General features: G+C 36.6%; 17 protein-coding genes, 1 pseudogene and 1 riboswitch. All 18 genes and pseudogenes read right to left on the bottom strand.

All coding sequences use genetic code 11. The features are described from left to right. Positions 1–409: 409 nt before the first annotated feature. Positions 410–583, bottom strand: a complete 174-nt coding sequence (locus M44_RS26735; protein ID WP_010170790.1) for a hypothetical protein — start codon at positions 581–583, stop codon at positions 410–412. A 131-nt stretch (positions 584–714) separates the two neighbouring features. Further along, a complete protein-coding gene (gene ptsG / locus M44_RS03225; RefSeq protein WP_010170789.1) occupies positions 715–2,784 on the bottom strand; it encodes a glucose-specific PTS transporter subunit IIBC in 2,070 nt (689 codons plus the stop codon). A gap of 179 nt (positions 2,785–2,963) precedes the next feature. Further along, positions 2,964–3,839: a glucose PTS transporter transcription antiterminator GlcT gene (gene glcT / locus M44_RS03220; protein WP_050770867.1), complete on the bottom strand. Its 876-nt coding sequence runs from the start codon at positions 3,837–3,839 to the stop codon at positions 2,964–2,966. Positions 3,840–4,323: 484 nt separating this feature from the next. Further along, positions 4,324–5,658, bottom strand: a complete 1,335-nt coding sequence (locus M44_RS03215) for an NCS2 family permease (protein ID WP_010170787.1) — start codon at positions 5,656–5,658, stop codon at positions 4,324–4,326. A 148-nt stretch (positions 5,659–5,806) separates the two neighbouring features. Next, positions 5,807–5,908: riboswitch (purine riboswitch) on the bottom strand. Positions 5,909–6,108: 200 nt separating this feature from the next. Further along, positions 6,109–6,402: a hypothetical protein gene (locus tag M44_RS03210; RefSeq protein WP_010170786.1), complete on the bottom strand. Its 294-nt coding sequence runs from the start codon at positions 6,400–6,402 to the stop codon at positions 6,109–6,111. After that, on the bottom strand, positions 6,402–6,755 hold the full coding sequence (locus M44_RS03205) for a hypothetical protein (RefSeq protein ID WP_010170785.1): 354 nt from the start codon (positions 6,753–6,755) through the stop codon (positions 6,402–6,404). The genes M44_RS03210 and M44_RS03205 overlap by 1 nt, the downstream gene beginning before the upstream one ends. A 209-nt stretch (positions 6,756–6,964) precedes the next feature. Beyond that, positions 6,965–8,206 carry a tyrosine-type recombinase/integrase gene (locus M44_RS03200; RefSeq protein ID WP_029326706.1) on the bottom strand — a complete coding sequence of 414 codons (1,242 nt, stop codon included), beginning with the start codon at positions 8,204–8,206 and terminating at the stop codon, positions 6,965–6,967. Beyond that, on the bottom strand, positions 8,196–8,408 hold the full coding sequence (locus tag M44_RS03195; RefSeq protein WP_010170783.1) for a DUF3173 domain-containing protein: 213 nt from the start codon (positions 8,406–8,408) through the stop codon (positions 8,196–8,198). Before M44_RS03195 ends, M44_RS03200 begins: the two co-directional genes overlap by 11 nt. An 18-nt stretch (positions 8,409–8,426) precedes the next feature. Continuing rightward, positions 8,427–9,455, bottom strand: coding sequence for a replication initiation factor domain-containing protein (locus M44_RS03190; RefSeq protein WP_010170782.1), 1,029 nt, complete (start codon positions 9,453–9,455; stop codon positions 8,427–8,429). Positions 9,456–9,490: 35 nt separating this feature from the next. Then, on the bottom strand, positions 9,491–9,940 hold the full coding sequence (locus tag M44_RS19935; protein ID WP_010170780.1) for a hypothetical protein: 450 nt from the start codon (positions 9,938–9,940) through the stop codon (positions 9,491–9,493). A gap of 306 nt (positions 9,941–10,246) precedes the next feature. Continuing rightward, the gene (locus tag M44_RS03180) at positions 10,247–10,450 is read right to left on the bottom strand and encodes a DUF7695 domain-containing protein (protein WP_010170778.1); all 204 of its coding nucleotides are present in this window, start codon (positions 10,448–10,450) and stop codon (positions 10,247–10,249) included. A gap of 15 nt (positions 10,451–10,465) precedes the next feature. Then, the gene (locus tag M44_RS03175; RefSeq protein WP_010170776.1) at positions 10,466–11,482 is read right to left on the bottom strand and encodes an FtsK/SpoIIIE domain-containing protein; all 1,017 of its coding nucleotides are present in this window, start codon (positions 11,480–11,482) and stop codon (positions 10,466–10,468) included. Between the two features lie 570 nt (positions 11,483–12,052). Beyond that, positions 12,053–12,280, bottom strand: coding sequence for a hypothetical protein (locus tag M44_RS03165; RefSeq protein ID WP_010170770.1), 228 nt, complete (start codon positions 12,278–12,280; stop codon positions 12,053–12,055). A 57-nt stretch (positions 12,281–12,337) separates the two neighbouring features. Further along, on the bottom strand, positions 12,338–12,679 hold the full coding sequence (locus M44_RS03160; protein ID WP_010170769.1) for a hypothetical protein: 342 nt from the start codon (positions 12,677–12,679) through the stop codon (positions 12,338–12,340). 25 nt (positions 12,680–12,704) lie between these two features. Beyond that, entirely contained in the window at positions 12,705–12,848 is a 144-nt protein-coding gene (locus M44_RS27470) for a hypothetical protein (RefSeq protein ID WP_010170768.1), read from the bottom strand. A gap of 252 nt (positions 12,849–13,100) precedes the next feature. Continuing rightward, positions 13,101–14,361, bottom strand: a pseudogene (gene ltrA / locus M44_RS19925) (group II intron reverse transcriptase/maturase). A 593-nt stretch (positions 14,362–14,954) separates the two neighbouring features. Continuing rightward, a complete protein-coding gene (locus M44_RS19920) occupies positions 14,955–16,175 on the bottom strand; it encodes a DEAD/DEAH box helicase (RefSeq protein ID WP_081447383.1) in 1,221 nt (406 codons plus the stop codon). Positions 16,176–16,264: 89 nt separating this feature from the next. Next, the gene (locus M44_RS03130) at positions 16,265–17,512 is read right to left on the bottom strand and encodes a sensor histidine kinase (RefSeq protein ID WP_237705190.1); all 1,248 of its coding nucleotides are present in this window, start codon (positions 17,510–17,512) and stop codon (positions 16,265–16,267) included. Positions 17,513–17,568: the final 56 nt, after the last annotated feature.

The raw sequence follows: 17,568 nt of genomic DNA, 5'->3' as shown, positions 1-17,568 counted from the left end.
TTGTTCGCCTCAAAAGCGACCTTCATAATATAACATGTTGTCGTTTAAACTGTCAACATCTTTTAATATTATTTTTTAATCCGTTGCGTTTCGGCTGTGCCGTTCAGCGACGGTTTCTATATAATAGCACCGATAAAACTAACCGTCAACAGTTTTGAAGAATTTTCTTAAATTCTTTTTTACTATTTTTATTATAGTTCATTCATGTAGAAGAGGTGACTGTGTAAAATCAACTCTCTATTATTAATTGAATAATGATCAGCACAAATAAAATGACACTTTACTGAACCTGATTTACAGGACACAGAAAGTTGCTGTATCTCGATATCCACCCTATTTAATTCCCTCTACATTATTTAATAGCTGTTCATTATAAGAAAACTACCATACATCTGGCATACTTAATTTTTCAAAATGCATAMCCATAGATTGGATCAAAATAGTTCAACATAAGAATCATGATGTCACCATGAGCACCACCAACCACATGATTATTCTTTACCAAGAGCTTCTCTCGCTTTTTTACAACTACAATTCGTAGTAATTCTCCCTCATCTACTTCATTAACGTGTTTTTCTTTCACTCCCCTATATCATTATAGAAAAGAACGATAGCAAATTTATTGGAGAAATGTGTAATCATATCGCTTAATAAAAAAGCTGACCCCAACAGCCGCATAACAGCTATCAGGATCAGCTTTTCATTTCATCACGATTACTTGATAGTAATAATATTTTCTTCTTTTAATTCTACGTTTCCGCCTTTTTCAATCACTACTTCTTGACCTTCACTTAAGTTCGTGAAGACAACTGGTGTCATGATAGATGGAGCATTAGCTTTTACATAGTCAAGGTCTACATTTAATACTGGTTGACCCGCTTCAACGATGTCACCTTCTGCTACAAGAGCTTCGAAGCCTTCACCGCCAAGTTTAACTGTATCAATACCAACGTGGATTAAGATTTCTCTTCCAGCGTCAGATTCGATACCAATTGCGTGTTTTGTTGGGAATACATTGACGATTTTACCGTTTACAGGAGAAGCGATTGTCCCTTCTGCTGGAACGATGGCGAAACCGTCACCCATCATTTTACCAGAGAAAACTTGATCTGGAACTTCTGTGATGGATACAAGCTTACCTTTAATAGGTGAAACGAATGTTTCATTTGATTTTGCTTCCTCATTTTTAAGAACGTCTGGGTTTACTTCTTCAATTTGTTGCTCTACTTCACCAGCCACGTCTACTTTCGTAGGACGAGGGCGTTTACCCATCATAACGTCTCTCATTTGAGACTTTAACGTATCGGATTTAGGACCAAAGATCGCTTGAATGTTGTTACCTACTTCAAGTACACCTGCTGCCCCTAATTTTTTCAGACGATTTTTATCAACATTTTTTACATCTTTCACTTCTACACGTAGACGTGTAATACAAGCATCAAGGTGAGCAATGTTCTCAGATCCACCCATTGCTTCTAAAATATTGTAAGGTAGGTCAGAAGTTGCACCAGTTCCTACTTCTTCCTCTTCCTCTTCTACTTCTTCACGACCAGGAGTCATTAGGTTCCACTTACGGATTGCAAAACGGAAACCGAAGTAGTAGATAAGAGCAAACACAAGACCTACTGGAATAACTAACCAAGCATTAGTTTGCGGGTTGATTAGACCGAATAGGATGTAGTCAATTAGACCACCAGAGAATGTCATACCAATTTTTACATCTAATAGGTGCATCGTTAAGAATGATAGACCCGCAAAAATTGTGTGAATACCGAATAATACTGGAGCTACAAATAAGAATGAGAATTCGATTGGCTCTGTGATACCTGTTAAGAAAGAAGTTAATGCAGCAGATGCCATGATACCACCAACAACTGCTTTACGCTCAGGACGCGCTTCTTGATAAATCGCTAACGCTGCTGCCGGAAGACCGAACATCATGAACGGGAATTTACCAGTCATGAACGTACCAGCTGTTAACTCTTGAACACCGTCTTTAATTTGGTTCATAAAGATTGCTTGGTCACCACGAATTAATTGACCCGCTTCATTTGTATAAGAACCAAACTCAAACCAGAACGGAGCATAGAAAATATGGTGAAGACCGAATGGAATTAATGCACGTTCGATTACACCAAATACAAATGCTGCAAATGCACGATTTTCTCCTAACATAAAGTTAGAGAAAGTATTTAAACCAGTTTGAACCGGAGGCCAAACTACTAACATTAAAAGACCAACGATAATAGCTGAAGCTGCTGTTACGATTGGAACGAAACGCTTACCAGCAAAGAATCCTAAGTATGATGGTAACTCAATTTCATAGAAACGGTTGTACATAGCCGCTGCTAAAATACCGATAATGATACCACCGAATACACCAGTTTGTAGAGTTGGGATACTTAATACTAGAGCGTATGCAGGGTCACCACTTGTCACGGCTGCAATATCAAGACCTAGTACAGTTCCCATTGTTGCGTTCATAATTAAATAACCAACGATTGCTGCTAATCCAGCAACTCCTTCACCGTTAGCTAAACCAACGGCAACACCGACTGCAAATAGCAAGGAAAGGTTACCGAAGATTACCCCACCCGTTTCTTGCATAACACCCGCAATTGTTTCTACCCAAGCTGCTTCTAAGAAAGGAGCTAGTTCAAGTAATGTCGGGTTTTGAAGAGCAGCACCGAATGCTAATAATAAACCGGCAGCAGGTAAGATCGCTACTGGAAGCATAAGGGCTTTACCAACTTTTTGTAAAACACCAAAAGCCTTCTTAAACATGAGAAGTCCTCCTATAAATTTGTTTTAATGCACTGAGAAAAAAGATGAACAAACGCAAAAACAGGCATGAGAAAAGAAGAATGTGACAGGCCTAAGGGTAGTCTACCCCCAATTAACCTAATTCACTCTTCTTTACTCATGCCTGATCGTATCAGTAACACGTAAAGTAAAAGTTCAACTTATTTGAATTTTTTCTGTATCCGCTGTAAGTGCATCGTTAAGTAGACGGCTTCAGCATCATATACAGGTTTTTGAAGCGTTTGCTGCATCATCTTTATCAGTTTCCATGATAAATTATAGCATAAAGGATATTCCTCTTTCAATAGCAAAGCAATTTTTTCTGGCTCTGAAACTTTTTCCCCTCGTACCACACGTTCAATAGTATAGCGCAGATGACGAACCAGCCTCATATAATCAATGCTTTCTTTATCAATGATAATCTCAAAATTTTCTTCAATAATTCGTACTAAATTCGATACAAGCTTAGAATGCTGATTCACTTCCATTAAGTCCTTGTTCACCATCGCACTATGAATATGAAGGGCAATAAAACCAATTTCTCCTTCTGGAAGCTTCACATTTGCCGCATCATTGATCAATTCAACTACCTCACGGGCAATCTCGTACTCAAATGGATACAACACTTTCGTTTCCATTAAGAATGGATTTTTAATCGCTAATCCCCTCATTAAACGATGAATCGCAAACATAATATGGTCCGTGAGAGCAACATGGATGTGTTCGTTTAAGAAGGTATTGGTTCGTTCACGAATCAACTCGATGGCACTAATAATAACTTGAAGCATCTCATCTTCTAGGTAGGGCAGTAACTTTTTAAATTGTTCTTGTTCTTTTTCGTTTTTCAAAAAGAACACTTTCTCTGCTATATCACTTTCAATATAGCTCCCCGTCTTCTGACCAAATCCAACACCTTTACCAATTAACACAACTTCTCCTTCATTCGGGTGAACCCCAATGATGACGTTATTATTCAAAGGGCGATTCGYTCCKTTAATMATTAGCCATACCTTCTCTATTCCTGTCCCTTCCATCATTCTCTCTCTCTCAATCCATTGTAAGGACATTGTACTATTTTGTCGAATAAAAGAAAACACTTACACGTGTTTCTTCTAATGGAATATATAGGATCATGTGAGATAAAAGAGTTTATACCGCTGACCCTGGGACTTCACCACTTGATTGTTGGGTAATTAACATTCTCTCTTTCTCTTCTTGCGACTGACGCCTGCATCAGGACTTTTTTGAGCGTTGATTTGTTTTAATCGAGCGCTATGATCCTGGTGCCGAACACCCCTTGCATATATTCGAGCACTCTCTTCCTCTATTCGTTCACTTTCATCTCTAATTCAAGCACTTCACCCCTTACACGCAGACTAATTAAAACTCTCTCCTTCTCTTCTTGTGAACCGCACCCGCGCCGAGGTTTCCTAAGCACTAATATGCTCTTTCCGAACACTCCCCTACAAAAAAAAGAACCAAATAGCTCCTTGAGCCATTTGGTCGTCCATCCACAAAGGATTATACTAAGAAAACAAAATACAATAAGAAGATTAAGAACAAGCCATACATAATAGGATGAATTTCTTTTCTTCTGCCGCTCATGATCATTGTAATTGGATAGAATAAGAATCCGATCGCAATCCCTGTTGCAATGCTGTAGGTTAGTGGCATTGCAATGATTGTTAAGAATGCTGGTACCGCCACTTCAAAGCGTGCCCAATCAATTTTACCCAGAGTAGAAACCATTAACACACCGACGATGATAAGAGCAGGTGCTGTAACTGGTGCCGTAATGACTTCTAGTAATGGGTAGAAGAATAAAGCTAGTAGGAACAATACCCCTGTTACTACAGAAGCGAACCCTGAACGTGCTCCTGCTGCTACACCCGCAGAGGACTCAATGTAAGAAGTCGTTGTAGATGTTCCAAGAACCGCTCCGACAACTGTTGCAGCTGAGTCAGCGAATAAGGCTTTACCTGCACGTGGTAATTTGTTGTCTTTCATTAAGTTAGCTTGGTTTGCCACCGCTACTAATGTTCCTGCTGTATCGAAGAAGTCAACAAATAAGAACGTTAACACAACAACAAGGATTTGAATCGTGAATAAGCTAGTAATATCGTTAAAGAATGGATCTAAAGCAGCTCCAAATGTTGGGGCTATACTTGGAACTCCACCAACTACTCCACTTGGAAGCGGAACTTCCTTGAAAATCATTCCAACAACTGCTGTAAGTAAAAGTCCGTAGAAGATTCCACCTTTTACACCGCGCGTCATGAAAATTACTGTAATGAAAATACCGAAGATGGCAAGTAAAGTCGACGGTGCCGTTAAATCACCAATACCTACTAGTGTCGCATCATTATTGACGATGATTCCTGCGCTTTGTAATCCGATAAACGTGATGAATAATCCAATCCCCGCTCCGACTGCATATTTCAATTCAGCTGGAATGGCGTTAATTACTTTTTCTCTAAGACCTGTAACCGTTAGAAGAATAAAAATTAATCCAGAAAGTAGAACACCTGTTAAAGCTGTTTGCCAAGGGATACCATACGTTAACACTACTGTGTAAGCAAAGAATGCGTTAAGTCCCATACCTGGTGCTAGTGCAATCGGATATTTGGCGAGAAGTCCCATGATCAAGGAACCGATCGCTGCTGCAAGAGCCGTTGCTGTGAAGACTGCCCCTTTATCCATATACATGAATTCTGGTAGATCTGGAATTGTTTCTAGGGAAAGTGTTAGCGGGTTTACAATTAAAATGTACGCCATAGACAAGAATGTTGTTAATCCCCCAAGTATTTCGCGACGGTAGGTTGTGCCTAGTTTGTCGAATTGAAAAAAGTTCTTCATCTTACTTCCTCCTCATTTTGTTGTCGTATGCTCACCAAATCTCCAACAAAAAACGCCCTGAACAAAGTACGTTCAAGGGCGTTGACTATAGGCAAGATGTATAGGTAGATTCATTCAATAATAGAATAATAGCAAAGACTATATGAATCACTTATATCCAATACCTCGTAGTCAAGCCATTTACGGTAGCTCGGTAGAAACTTTCGGGCCATATTCCCGATATTATACGACGTGTTTCTTATTAGTAAGTATATTCATATAGTAACAACAGTCTAAAGAGATGTCAATATAAAATACGAACATTTTTTATAAAATATTTTATAACGTTCGTGTTATTCCCACTCAATCGTAAGTTATTATTCTAAAACCCTTGTTTTCAAAGGGATTTACTTGAATTGCTAATAGTTTGGTGGGGATAATGGTGGGCATTAATTATTATATACTCAAAAACTAATGAATGTAAGTTATTATTTTCACTATGTTTGTTATTCTGATAGTGCCATCTACCAAATCCCCTAGTGGCTCTAAAATAAAAGTGGCTGCTTCTCCAACTACTATAGAAAATTCTCCAACAATCTTTATTTCTTGGTTATCTTTGCGTAGATTTCTCTTGCTATCGTTCCCTTGTGGGGTTCTAATCAAGGTTCTTTCATCTTTGCTAACTCTTACTTGATATAAGCTATTCGATTCTGTCATAAAGCTATATAGACCTTCTTTAGCAGAAATGGAATCTAATCTATCCATCACACCCACCGAATACTACTTTTCAAAAATTCAAATTGTGGAAGTTTCAACGAGTTAGCAAAAATAACCCCTTCCTTAACCTCATTAAAATTTAAAAAAACTAAAAAGTTTCCTCGACATTCTATTTTCAAATCATTGATTCCAATTTTTCTATTCCATTTCTCTCGCGCTACTGGTACAGGATCAGGAATAACTAAAATGTCATTTATGAAACTGTAGTCAAATCCATATACACTCGAAAGCTGTTGAAAAATATTATGCTCCTTATCCATTCTATGTATCCAAGTAAGCTCCATCTTCTCAATAGTTAAGCATGCTACAGAAGGTTTAAAACCAAATCCTATTACAGACATAAAAATTAGTCACCTCTATTAACTTTTCGAATTTGCCAATCTAAATATCTCTCACTCACTCTACCATTTATTATATTTTTGCAGTTATAACAAAAAAATCTATTCTCATACCATGTATAATAAACAATCTGTCTATTAATAAAATCAATACCACACTCACTACAACATTTAATGAATGTTTCTTTATAAATTTTCTTCACCTTCTCAAATCATTTTTTAAGCGATTGATTTCCATTAAACTTCACTTTTGTTTCAATAGCAGTTTCTATTTTTATATTACCCGCCATTTCATCAGCAATTACCGTATCAGCACCATTCCACATGTGTGCATAATGTTTCAATGTGATTTCAGGACTAGAATGTCCCATACGTTGAGATAATACGAGTACAGAGACATTAAATTCGTTAATTAAATATGAAGCGTGAGAATGTCGCAATCCCTTTGCTTGAATTCTCTCAACTCCAGCCAAATTTGCATATCTTCCTAGAATTCTTGAAATAGTTGATTTCAACATAGGTAACCCATCATAACTAAAAACAAAATCGCTTTCGTTTCCCATTCCTATTGTTGATTGTCTCTTTTTCCATTCACTAAGAATTTCTATTGTATCGTTATCAAGAGCTATAATTCGTTTTCCATCTTCTGTTTTTGTATAAGAATTTCTTTTCCAATCTTTTTTATTCCTAAGAATTAGCATATGATGAACACGCAAACGTTTCTTTACCAAGTCAATGTCACTCCAACATAATGCCGTACCTTCGTTTACACGTATGCCAGTATTGAAATAAACCCATAGCATTACAAAGTTCAAATGTTCGTAAAAATCCCCTAAAAATATTTGATTAATTACTTTTTCAATCTCGTCTTTTGTCCAATAGTGAACAATAGCTTTGCCTTTAGAGATTGCTTTCACTTTTTTGGGAATATTGTATTCAAGATACTGCATTTCTACTGCTTTATCTAGACTTTTCCTGAATATTCCAAAAACTAAACTTGCATATGATTGAGAATAACCAGCTCCACCGTCCTCTTTGCTAGACAATAGCCATGTACGGAAATTTTGAACATCTTCCACAGAGATGGAACGAAGAACGATATTAGAAAATCTATTCATAATTTGCGATAGAGGAGTTTTTCGAACCAAAAAGGTACTTTCTTCTACTTCTGTTTTGTAATATGGAATGTACACTTTATCCATGAACTCTTTGTAGGTCATTTTATAATTAGCATAGCTATTAACTTTATGAAATTCTCTTTTTAATCGGGTTAACTCTTTATTTGCTTCAAAGGCAGAAGAAAAAGGCTTACCACTACTATCTTTTCTTCCCTTTTTCCTTATCCTCTTCCCGGTAATGCGATCAATACCGAATTCCGTTTGAAAGAAGTAATTTCCATTGCTATCAACATACACTCCAGGATATTTCGTTTTTTGTTGAGTCTTAGCGTTCATTAATTTCACTCGTCTCTGAAACTAAAGGAACTCCTAAAATTGATTCAACAACATCTCTTGGAACTCTACCTAACCTTTTGTTGTTATAATAAGGGCAACCTCTTTGCACCATAATTGTTTTTGCTTGTCTAATTAACGAAATAGCTTGATATTTCCTATATCCTAGTTTAATTAAATCGTCTTTACATATTGTTGTACCCACTACAAGACTCTCCTCATGTTAGTATTCATCTTCGCCCATAAGTTCTACGATTCGCTGTTCAATTAATGTTCGGTCGGTATCAGTTATTTTCCCTTTTCCCATATGTATTAATTCTTTTAAATAATGTTCTGCATATTCTTCACCATGTACTCTGCTAAATGCCTCATAAACCATACTTATTGATTTAGCTGTAGAATTCTCAATCCAGCCCTTCTTTTTCTTTAAAGTGGGTTTTTCTCGACTTATTTTTAAAGGAATAGTCTCAACACCATCTACAAACTTTTGCCACCACTTCATCGTTGAAAGCCTATTCTTATTATGAAAATCACTAGCTTTTTTCGGCTGCGACTTAAAACAATAATGAGCTGATAATATTCCTTTGATAATCGCATTTAGTGGCTTACTACTAGCTATGTAATGTGCTACTTGCATAGCTTTTCTTTCAGTCAATTCAAGTTCCCATCTAACCCATTTTTCAACATTCACAACTTCATCTGTATTATCTTTTCTCTCTTGTTTTTTATCATAGATTCGTAATATTTGTGGAGATGAACCTATATACAACGTAAAGCCTGTTAATTTTCCATCAAGAATTCTACCACTATTAATTTCAATAAACTTGTGACTTTTCGTGCTTAATTGTCCACGTTTGATATAATCTTGTAACGTCCTTACTGATGGAGTAGAATCATCAAAAATATCTAGCGCTAAATCAATTCTCGATATTTTACCTTGTTGCTCTAAAATAAAAGAAACAAATTTATACCAATGCCAGCCATCTACTCTAGACATGTATTCTTCATATTGTCTACACGCTTGTCCAGCCATATCTACAAGAACATTACTATGATTTTTAGAGGAATGTAGTTTAATATTCGCAAAATTAATACAAGTGTCATAGGTGGGATAAGGAGATCCCTTAACCTCCGAAGAAAAATCGGAGATAGGGATTCCTAATATATCATTAGCAACTTTCAGAAAATCGCTCTCTACGATAGAAAAACGTAAGTAATCAATTAAACAGTGATTACTTCGCTTTTGACTCACTTATTTCTCCAAGCATGTAACTAGTAGCTTCAATTTTAAGTTCTGAATATTGCCATGTATCCACCATAGGCTTTCCTTGTCCGACAAACGTTTTCTTTTGTAACCTTTTTTGGTTTAACATTTATTCCATTGAAAATAACAGGGATAAACTCACCCTCTTCAAACTCATCAAAAATAGGTAAACTATCTTGATTTTCAACTACAACAGTAATAGGTGAGCCAATTTCTGTACTACCACTTTGCAAAACAAGCTCGATGAACGCTCTATCATAAACTTTGAAACTAATCGTATATTTTCCTGTTTCAACAAGTTCTCCATTTAAATTCTTTTCTTTTTCAATTCGAGCAGTAAAATCATCTTTTTGTACTAACATAGCTGAAGGTATTTTAAATTGCTTAATGTCAAAGTTCAACTCACCTAAATCTATATTCTCTGAATCATTTAAAGAATAAAGTTTTGAAGATTTCAAGATTAATTTCGCCATATTTTTTATCTCCCTTTAATAGTATTTACAAATCCCCATTCTCGGGATTCCAGATGACCCTACATCCTAACGTCCCCAACGGATTCAGCGGTTTTTGTTGAGGGTAATTCACCAGTGTTACCCACTGGTTGGCTTCGCTAATTATTGCGTTGGGCAAAAACCGCCCACCGTTGCATAACTTTTCACGAGCGTTTCTTGACACTCCGTTTGTCGACTAACGTCGCCACCGAAACACTCGCAAAAAGTTACGCTCATGTTGGGAATTGATGCAGTACCATTTTAATACTTCTACATTCTCAGAACATTCTACTTGCTGTTATCTCCATATATAGAGTAACTAAAATCAATCCAATCCTCTGCTTTCCCTCCTTTCCAACCATAACGTTGATACTCTGTTCCACCATCAATATAAATCGATCTGCATTTACAATATTGCAAATCATGGGTATACTTCGACTCGATAATGCTACCGCATTTTTTACACTTGACCCTATTCACAATTACCTTCATCGCCGCATATCACTCCTAACAATATTTTTTTAGTTCTGTAATAAAATCAAAATTTTGCATATCAACAAACGGAGACTCCCAATATTGTGCAGATTCTTTTCCACTTCCCTGCATATAAAGCAATCCAGAGCCTTTCACTTCAATTGGTGGGATAGTCTCGGGAGTTGCTGAACCAAAAACCATACGATATCCCTCAGCACTATTAGAACCAAGAGAAATTCTAAGTCCTAGATTATCTCGCAAATCTGTTGAAAGAATTTCAGACCTCATTTGTTGGGCAGCAATTAAAATAAATACTCCTGCTTGTCTACCTAATAAAATAATTTGCTTTATTCCGTCCATAACTTCACCGACAACCGCTTTAGATTGTTTATCAGTCCCACTAGCTTGAAAAGCTCCCATTTCATCAAATATGACCCAAATAGGCTTATATCCATGGTCTGAAAAGTTACTACCATACTTAAAATTTTTATTCATGTAATCATAACGCTCTTTCATTTCAGTTACCGCCAAACGAACAACTCGAGCAATGTTATTTGCAGTTGTTGCTACTCGTTCTTCCCCTATGTAATGAGATAAACTCCCTAAATCTGAATTCTTTGGATCAATAATATAAACAGAGGAATTCTGTTTCAAAAATTCAAGCAGTAAGTAGCTTATAAAAATGCTCTTTCCACTCCCTGTTCCTCCCGCAATTAGAATATGCGGAGTTTTAACAGGCTCGTAAATCACTCCATATCCTAGATTAATATTTAGACTTTCATTTACCTCTGCAAGCGTGTTAGAAATAACATTTAATCGTTTGGGACGTTTTAAGAAATAATGATATTCACACACAGCAGGACGGTCTATTTTTTCTTCTAAAGGAAGATTAAGCAACGCTGAAAGTTCAACATCCATCTTTGTTATTCTATCGCTATAGCTATCGCCTGTTTTTATTGCATAGATAATAATTTTATCCGATGCTTCTTGATAGCTAAAAAGTGCGCTGTGAGAAATATACTTTCTTTTTCTTTCTTTCTTTATTTTCATCAACATAAATCTCATAATCCTCTTTATACAAAGAGTTGTTGTAAATAAAACCCMAAATTTTATTTCGCCAATAGAATTTAACTCTAMCTCTATCCTTTAATTTTTTAAAATACTTATTTATTTTAAAGACCATTAATATTGTTAGAACTAGAAATACTACTGTAACAAMCACGCTATCCAATGAAAGGAATATTGTTGTCATAAAAATTAAGAATATAATATTTGACAACAAATGAATAATTGTTACTCGTTTTTCCCAATTCGGGTATTTTTTTATTAGAGTTATAATTTCCCTCATAGAATTATCTCTTCCTTATTCTTGAAAAGAAGTATTTTACATTTTCGAACCTTTCTTTTAAGAAAATAATAGTTACAGTCAACATCAATATACAGGATATCAATAAACAGAACATATGTAAGAGTCCTTCCGTGTTATCACTAGCAAAAGCAAAAATGATCGCCATAATAAAAGCTATCCAAATCATGTTAATCGACTCCCTTATCCCTACTACAAAATTCATTTCTAGAAACTACCTAAAATAATTAGCAAAAAAGTAATAAAACTTACGATCAGATTACTTCCTTCTCATCAGATGTCTTTTTATTTTTAGATTCTTCAATAAGGCAATCAGACAAAGATAAAAGAGCCAAAATTAATAAGAATACTAGCACAATAGATAAAGAATCCATATATTCAAATTTTGTATAGGAATCACTTAACAGGAAACCTAAAGCTACAGCAATTGACGGCAGCAAAATATAAAACCCACGTCTATAAAATTTATACAAGATATCCATTTTTATCTTCATCCTTTTCTTATTTTGATTAGGAGAGTAACTTTAATAAGCTACTCTCTATTTTTTATTTTTATTGGTTATTTTTTTACTTATTGTGTAGTAAAAAGAATCGTTTCTGTATCTACCATGATTAGATACTTCCATAAGCTCTAAGCGAGTTTTGTCATTCTTTCGATATTTTTCTCTGTGTAAAATAATAATGTTTTCAGCAATCTTCTTCTTCAAATTGTACCTACAGTTTAAAGGAAATTCACGTTCTAAAAGATTGTTTGATTCTTCATCAAATATAAAATCAACAGAACGCTGGGAAGAGAAATGTTGCACTCTCTTTGCTAGCTGTATTGTAGTTGGTATTTTAATTTGTTCCTCTTTAACGATTTTTGCAAATGTTTCTTCCATAATTATTTATTCCCCCTAGTTTCAATTAATCTTCGATAATAATTTCTCCGTTTGGCTCAATACCATAATCACCATTTCCTAGTGCGACAGAATCTAAGAATTCTTCCATATACTCTAGGGCTTCCTTGCGTTCTTCTTCCGACATGTGTTTTAAATCTTCTTCAAACATTCAATTTTCTCTCCTTTTTGTTTTTGAATTCAATTTCATTTAAATTATCAATCGTTTGCATATAAACTTTTCCTCTATAACTCACATCCCTTATATTTTTATGTCCATTGGACATCTATTATAAGTGTATAGTACCACTAAGATTCATAAAAGTAMAGTTAAAACGTCCAAAGGACAATCGAGTAGGAGGGGGTGATTAACCCCCGACCTCTCACACCACCGTACGTACCGTTCGGTATACGGCGGTTTCAATTAAGTCGAACGTAATAATTGATACCTTTTAAGCAAACTTTTGAGCCCTTGAYTTARCCAGTARTGGTTATCRAGGGCTCTATCTAGTATSGGRCTYYTAGCKATWCGCCAATAMCCTAKCCTAGTATTTGCCCATTCCCATGCYTKATTAGGCTTRATRCCTAAYTTCGTTAAGTTTCTATRTTTGGTTTTRAYTTTCTTCCACTCTTTCCATCGRACCATCCGYAATCTTCTTCGAATCCAACCATCTAAWTTYGCTAGAACCGAAGGRGTATCAGCTAATTGATMATACCCTARCCAGCCTAYCARATAMCGGTTTAGCTTCTCTAKCCTGTCTTTCATACTRATAGACCATTTCCTYGAAGTGATTTCTSTTATTCTCTGWTATAAAACGTTGAATACTCTGWTTWGAGATTCGGACYTTTGGTTCCTTTCGATGRKGRGTAAATGTAAAACCCAGAAACTTACGYTTCCATGGTCGGTCTACTGCGCTTTTCTCRTGATTAACTTTWAGTTTGAGTTTTCTCTCAATGAAAGTWGTGATACTTTTCATGATWCGTTCTCCYGCTCTCTTYGARCGAACGTAKATATTACAATCATCCGCATAACGRACRAACCGCAACCCTCTWYTCTCYAGCTCCTTATCAAGTTCATCTAAAACRATGTTTGATAAGAGAGGGCTTARGGGACCCCCTTGGGGAGTACCTTCCGTGTTAGGACTGACAAGTCCTTTTTCCATTACRCCTGWCTGTAGATATCTTCGTATTAATCGAAGAACCTTCGGGTCATTTATACGGTGGCTTAATGTTCTCATAAGCCGGTCATGATTCACTTTGTCGAAGAATTTCTCTAAGTCTATGTCCACAACCCATCTATAACCTTCTTTGATATAGAGTTTAGCCTGTCGGACTGCATCATGACCACGCTTATTAGGTCTAAAACCGTAACTTTGTTTAGAGAACGAAGGGTCAAACTCTTTGTTGAGTACTTGCGCAATGGCCTGCTGAATAAAACGATCTATCACTGTGGGTATTCCTAACTTCCTTACTCCTCCGTTCGGTTTCGGGATTTCGACTCGACGGACGGGTTGAGGAAGGTAGGTACCCTTCATCAGTTCGGTTCTTAAAGTACTCCAGTGTTCCATGAGATGAGACCGTAGGGTTTGTACGCTCATCCCATCTACCCCATGGCTTCCTTTATTTCGTTCCACTCTTTCGAGTGCACTTGTAACGTTCTGATATGATAAGATTTGTTCCATCATAGCTTTCAAAACTCCTACGTGAATCAKTCATTCTTCTTGTGTGGKGTWGCTTTCAGCCYTTCTAATGTCCCYCGTGAATTCACCAYTTCCTCCAWTAGATAGGATAATGTTTCTGCTTCATCAAGCAACACGTACGCCAAGTGCTGATTCTTCTTAATTGATTCAGTCCTTYCCAATGGCTCTAGATACCATTGGTACTACGACTTCTGCTGACTTCTGACTGTTCAGCTATTCATCGCTAAATAGGTTACCGAGTGTGCTCGGCTTTCCAGTCAGACCTCCCTGGGTAAGAATGCAATCTTTCCCTCCACCTATCTGCTCCATTTACTTGATATCGCCTTCGACAGAAAGGACTTCGTTTTGTTTAGCAAACTCATCCAACGATACCTTAGCCTCATATGAAGTTCGTGTTCCTCAGACCGGAGGTTTGCCGCTCGCTTCCTTCAGATTCCACGTCACCATGGACACCCTTGCGTTAAGCTAACTGCTACTTCTGCCTTCACAGTTCGGGACTTTCACCCTATAGATTGCACCCATGCCAGGCGCACTAGAAAGAGTCCCAGGAGCTATGGCTACCGGGACTCTTTTGATCTTTATTTCTTTTTGGCAAGTGACCGCTTTTTCTTTTGTCCAAGCGGCTTTTTTCCTTTAGGCTTTGGCCTAGCTTGTGACTTATTAACCTTTTGTTGAATTTGTTGCTCTTCTACGGATAATAGCTTTCCGCCATATATAGATTTTTCTAAAGCTTCAGAACCTAATCTTTTACTAAATTGCTTTGCCTCACGAACTTCACGTTCATTTGTTAACATTAATACTTGACCACTTTTCCCCATTCTCCCCGTTCTTCCAGATCTGTGGACAAACTGTTCATAATCTCGTGGTAAATCAAGCATTAGTACCATTGTGACATTTTGTATGTCTAACCCGCGAGCAGCTACATCTGTCACCATTAAGGTGTTCACTTCATTTTGTCTAAAGAGCTTTAATGCTTTTTCACGGTCCTGTTTTTTAGCATCTGAAGCTAGTGTCGCGACCTTAACACCCTTGAATAAAAGCTTCTCTTCAATCTCTCCAAGCTTTGTAATCTCGTTCACAAAGACAAGGATTTTCTCGTGTTCTAATGCATGAAGAGCACTACGTAATGTATCTACCTTGTCTCTTTGTTCTACCTGGATATATTGATATTCTACGTTTTTCGTATTCTCCTTCTTCACACGGATAACCTTAGGAGACTTCATCATTTCATTGCCTACTTTTTCTGTTTCTTCTTTCACGGTTGCAGAGAAGAATAATAGTTGACGTTCTTTTAACGTAGATTGTATGATCGATTGAATGGTATTCAAGTGTTCTCTGCTTACAAGCTGGTCTACTTCATCTATGACGATCGTTCTCACATTATGAACTTTCATCTTTTTACTTTTAATCAGTTCTGCCACTCTTCCTGGCGAACCTACAATAATATGTGGCTTTTTCTTAAGCTTTTCCTTTTGGTTTTGAACATTTCCTCCCCCAATAAAACTAGCGGAGCGTATAGATAATTCTTTTCCCCAATCAACAATCACCTGATGAATTTGCATCACAAGCTCATGAGACGGGGCAAGAATCATCACTTGTAAGTCTTGAGAGTCTGCTTCAATTTTTTGTAAAATCGGTAATACATATGCTAGTGTTTTCCCCGTTCCAGTTGGTGACTCTGCAATCACATCTTCTCCTTCGGTGATTGGTTGAAATACTTCATTCTGGATTGAAGTTGCTTCCGTAAACCCTTCCTCGTGCCATTTAGTTTGTAAAAGGGGGGTAACGCTTTTGGTAATGTAGTGTCTTCCATTGTATTCTCCTTCATATCAAGTTCCTTGTATTATTGGTATAGAATAACATGAAGCCTGATGGATTGCACCCTCGTCTACCCTATTCTTTTTTTCAGAGTCACTGAAAATACGGTTAAACCACCTTCTCTACTTATATCTACTGTCCCATTGTATTGATTTACTACACTAGAGACGATAAAAAGTCCTTGACCTCTTACCGATTTATCTTTGGTCTCTCGTTTGGTTGAAAACCCACTTTGGAATACATGACTCAAATGGCTTTTTTCAATCGATGGACCCGAATTTTTTACTTTAATTTTAACTACCCCAAACTCTTCCTTCATTTGCAACTGAATATAGCGTTCTTCTTCTTGTAATACAACCGTAGCTTCCATTGCATTATCTAATAGGTTCGATAAAATCTTCATTAAATCGCTGCTCTTTACCCCTTCATATAGATGGTCTTCAATATTCGTATCAAACATAATCTGTTGATTCTTAGCTTGAATCACTTTTATTTGCAATAAAGCAAGGAGAACGGGGTTTTGCAAGGAATAGGGAAGCCTGCCAACATTTCTAACTTCTTCACTAATACTCATAATATAATCCATTGCGGCTTCTTGTCGGTCTAATCGTAGTAACCCATGTATGACCTGAACATGATTTAAGAAATCATGACGAAGTGACCTAACCGTTGATAAAACGGATTGGACTTCCGCTAGGAATGTTTCTTCTACATCTTCCACTTCGTGACGAGTGTAATTTTGATACCACCTGTCCATCATTAAGTAGATTCCAAATAGTATAAACACAATTAACCCTTGATAGACCATCGTCATTAGACTATTTTTCATTACATCTGAAGAAATTTGATCTGTTAACGCAATACTATTATCCACACCAATATATGCCAGCACACTCCCATCCTTTCCGATAATTGGTGCAGCTGATGTAATATACGCCCCGTACGGAGGATGTTCTATTATTCTCGTATAAAAGGATTCTCCGTCCTTTGCTTTGTTCACATACTCTTGTTCTAAATTGGTTTCAAACCCAATCGGAAAAGATACTTCTGTTCCTCGAGGCCAACCAACTATTAAGGTTTCTGCATCCCCTTCTTCTGAGACTTCAAACAAATAAACATACATAGCTCCCGATTTTTGTCTAGAATCTAATAAATATCGCTGAATTTCTGAAAATTCACGACTCTTTTTTTTGGATGCCAAGAAAGATTCTAAACTATCTCGATCTATATTTATCGCAATGCCTGATGCAACCTCTATCCCTTGATTCGCAACCGAGACATTCACAGTCTTTTGGATATTAAAATAATAGATAAACACATTAAATAATGCGATAACACAAAGTATGACGAAAAAAAACAAGAACAACTTTGGTT

The sequence above is a fragment of the Bacillus coahuilensis m4-4 genome (assembly GCF_000171615.1).
Lineage (GTDB): Bacteria > Bacillota > Bacilli > Bacillales > Bacillaceae_K > Bacillus_T > Bacillus_T coahuilensis.
The sequence above is the reverse complement of the archived record's forward strand: the minus strand, read 5'-3'. Positions and strand labels throughout refer to the sequence as shown.